General features: G+C 41.0%; 3 protein-coding genes. All 3 read left to right on the forward strand.

Annotated features, from left to right (window positions below; genetic code table 11):
* Positions 1–472 precede the first annotated feature (472 nt).
* The 3 genes from msr(E) to AC2UZJ_RS12390 are packed head-to-tail and all read left to right on the forward strand — an operon-like array spanning position 473 to position 3,648.
* On the forward strand, positions 473–1,948 hold the full coding sequence (msr(E), locus tag AC2UZJ_RS12380) for an ABC-F type ribosomal protection protein Msr(E) (RefSeq protein ID WP_000052512.1): 1,476 nt from the start codon (positions 473–475) through the stop codon (positions 1,946–1,948).
* A 55-nt stretch (positions 1,949–2,003) separates the two neighbouring features.
* Positions 2,004–2,897 (forward strand): Mph(E) family macrolide 2'-phosphotransferase, encoded by an 894-nt coding sequence (locus tag AC2UZJ_RS12385; RefSeq protein ID WP_277738614.1) that lies wholly within the window; start codon positions 2,004–2,006, stop codon positions 2,895–2,897.
* A gap of 46 nt (positions 2,898–2,943) precedes the next feature.
* Entirely contained in the window at positions 2,944–3,648 is a 705-nt protein-coding gene (locus AC2UZJ_RS12390; RefSeq protein WP_001067855.1) for an IS6-like element IS26 family transposase, read from the forward strand.
* Positions 3,649–3,700: the final 52 nt, after the last annotated feature.

Here is a 3,700-nt window from a genome sequence, read left to right on the forward strand (position 1 = left end):
TTTATTATGGTGATCCCCTGGGCGAAATGCGCCTGGTAAGCAGAGTTTTTGAAATGTAAGGCCTTTGAATAAGACAAAAGGCTGCCTCATCGCTAACTTTGCAACAGTGCCGTCTAGACTTCTTTTAACAGTAAAGTTATCATAAAACTGAATTTTATTTTTTAGGTAAGTTTATGCATTCTATCCGCATTCGTTAAGACACAACTATTTGCATAGTGACACTATTTTATAATGGTGGGCTTTTGTTGTGTCTTTAAGAATATATGCGGATATATAAAGTAAAAGTATGCTTAATTTATAAGTATGCTTTTAGTGCATAGTTTCCAGTTATAACTTAATTGACTAGCTATTTGTCCACCCTGTGGATGAATAGCTTTTTTTTTGGGAGGACACTGTGATGCTAGCTTTTGTTTTCACCTAAATCCTGTTTGCTGCATAAAAAATTTCAAGAGCTAAACAGGAGTAAATAAAAATGAGTTTAATTATTAAAGCGAGAAACATACGCTTGGATTATGCTGGGCGTGATGTTTTGGATATTGATGAATTGGAAATTCACTCTTATGACCGTATTGGTCTTGTGGGTGATAACGGAGCAGGAAAGAGTAGTTTACTCAAAGTACTTAATGGCGAAATTGTTTTAGCCGAAGCGACATTACAGCGTTTTGGTGATTTTGCACATATCAGCCAACTGGGCGGAATCGAAATAGAAACGGTCGAAGACCGGGCAATGTTATCTCGCCTTGGTGTTTCCAATGTACAAAACGACACAATGAGTGGCGGAGAGGAAACTCGTGCAAAAATTGCTGCCGCATTTTCCCAACAAGTACATGGCATTCTAGCGGATGAACCAACCAGCCACCTTGATCTCAATGGAATAGATCTACTTATTGGTCAACTTAAAGCATTTGATGGAGCATTACTTGTTATCAGTCATGACCGATATTTTCTTGATATGGTTGTAGACAAGATATGGGAGTTAAAAGACGGTAAAATTACGGAATATTGGGGTGGTTACTCGGATTACTTGCGTCAAAAAGAAGAAGAGCGACAACACCAAGCCGTAGAATATGAGCTGATGATGAAGGAACGGGAGCGATTAGAATCTGCTGTGCAAGAAAAACGCCAGCAAGCTAATCGATTAGACAATAAGAAAAAAGGAGAAAAATCCAAAAACTCTACCGAAAGTGCTGGACGACTTGGGCATGCAAAAATGACTGGCACCAAGCAAAGAAAACTGTATCAGGCAGCTAAGAGTATGGAAAAGCGTTTGGCTGCATTAGAAGATATTCAAGCACCAGAGCATTTGCGTTCTATTCGTTTTCGTCAAAGTTCAGCCCTAGAACTGCACAATAAGTTCCCGATTACGGCAGATGGTCTGAGCTTAAAATTTGGTAGCCGTACTATCTTTGATGACGCTAACTTTATAATACCGCTTGGCGCTAAAGTCGCTATAACTGGATCGAATGGAACAGGGAAAACGTCCTTGTTAAAAATGATATCAGAACGTGCTGATGGATTAACCATATCTCCAAAAGCTGAAATTGGCTACTTTACACAAACAGGATATAAATTTAACACGCATAAATCTGTGCTCTCCTTTATGCAGGAAGAGTGCGAGTACACAGTTGCGGAAATTCGTGCAGTATTGGCTTCAATGGGGATCGGAGCGAATGATATTCAAAAAAACTTATCCGACTTATCGGGAGGTGAAATCATCAAACTGCTTTTATCCAAAATGCTTTTAGGAAAATATAATATTTTGCTTATGGATGAACCAGGAAACTATCTTGACCTAAAAAGTATTGCCGCATTAGAAACAATGATGAAGTCCTATGCAGGAACTATTATCTTCGTATCTCATGACAAGCAATTGGTCGATAATATTGCTGACATTATCTACGAGATCAAAGACCACAAAATCATCAAGACTTTTGAGAGAGATTGTTAATGATAGCCAATCTAATCCGAACATTAATTATTGAACTCTTTAAAGGAAATTAAAAATGACAATTCAAGATATTCAATCACTTGCTGAAGCACACGGCTTGTTGCTTACGGACAAAATGAATTTCAATGAAATGGGCATTGATTTTAAGGTCGTTTTTGCTCTTGATACAAAGGGGCAACAATGGTTGCTGCGTATTCCTCGTCGTGATGGCATGAGGGAACAAATCAAGAAAGAAAAACGCATTTTAGAATTGGTAAAAAAACATCTTTCTGTAGAGGTTCCTGATTGGAGAATTTCATCTACAGAATTAGTGGCTTATCCCATACTTAAAGATAATCCTGTTTTAAATTTGGATGCTGAAACCTATGAAATAATTTGGAATATGGACAAAGATAGCCCGAAATACATAACATCTTTGGCAAAAACCTTATTTGAAATCCATAGTATTCCTGAAAAAGAAGTTCGGGAAAATGATTTGAAAATTATGAAACCTTCAGATTTAAGACCTGAAATAGCAAACAATTTGCAGTTAGTAAAATCTGAAATTGGTATAAGTGAGCAATTGGAAACCCGCTACAGAAAATGGTTGGATAATGATGTTCTATGGGCAGATTTCACCCAATTTATACATGGCGATTTATATGCTGGGCATGTACTAGCTTCAAAGGATGGAGCTGTTTCAGGCGTTATTGATTGGTCAACAGCCCATATAGATGACCCAGCGATTGATTTTGCTGGGCATGTAACTTTGTTTGGAGAAGAAAGCCTCAAAACTCTAATCATCGAGTATGAAAAACTAGGGGGTAAAGTTTGGAATAAACTATATGAACAGACTTTAGAAAGAGCAGCGGCCTCTCCTTTGATGTATGGTTTATTTGCCTTAGAAACTCAAAATGAAAGCCTTATCGTTGGAGCAAAAGCTCAGTTGGGAGGGCACTGTTGCAAATAGTCGGTGGTGATAAACTTATCATCCCCTTTTGCTGATGGAGCTGCACATGAACCCATTCAAAGGCCGGCATTTTCAGCGTGACATCATTCTGTGGGCCGTACGCTGGTACTGCAAATACGGCATCAGTTACCGTGAGCTGCAGGAGATGCTGGCTGAACGCGGAGTGAATGTCGATCACTCCACGATTTACCGCTGGGTTCAGCGTTATGCGCCTGAAATGGAAAAACGGCTGCGCTGGTACTGGCGTAACCCTTCCGATCTTTGCCCGTGGCACATGGATGAAACCTACGTGAAGGTCAATGGCCGCTGGGCGTATCTGTACCGGGCCGTCGACAGCCGGGGCCGCACTGTCGATTTTTATCTCTCCTCCCGTCGTAACAGCAAAGCTGCATACCGGTTTCTGGGTAAAATCCTCAACAACGTGAAGAAGTGGCAGATCCCGCGATTCATCAACACGGATAAAGCGCCCGCCTATGGTCGCGCGCTTGCTCTGCTCAAACGCGAAGGCCGGTGCCCGTCTGACGTTGAACACCGACAGATTAAGTACCGGAACAACGTGATTGAATGCGATCATGGCAAACTGAAACGGATAATCGGCGCCACGCTGGGATTTAAATCCATGAAGACGGCTTACGCCACCATCAAAGGTATTGAGGTGATGCGTGCACTACGCAAAGGCCAGGCCTCAGCATTTTATTATGGTGATCCCCTGGGCGAAATGCGCCTGGTAAGCAGAGTTTTTGAAATGTAAGGCCTTTGAATAAGACAAAAGGCTGCCTCATCGCTAACTTTGCAACAGTGCC

The organism is Paenalcaligenes sp. DL 309 (genome assembly GCF_057475285.1).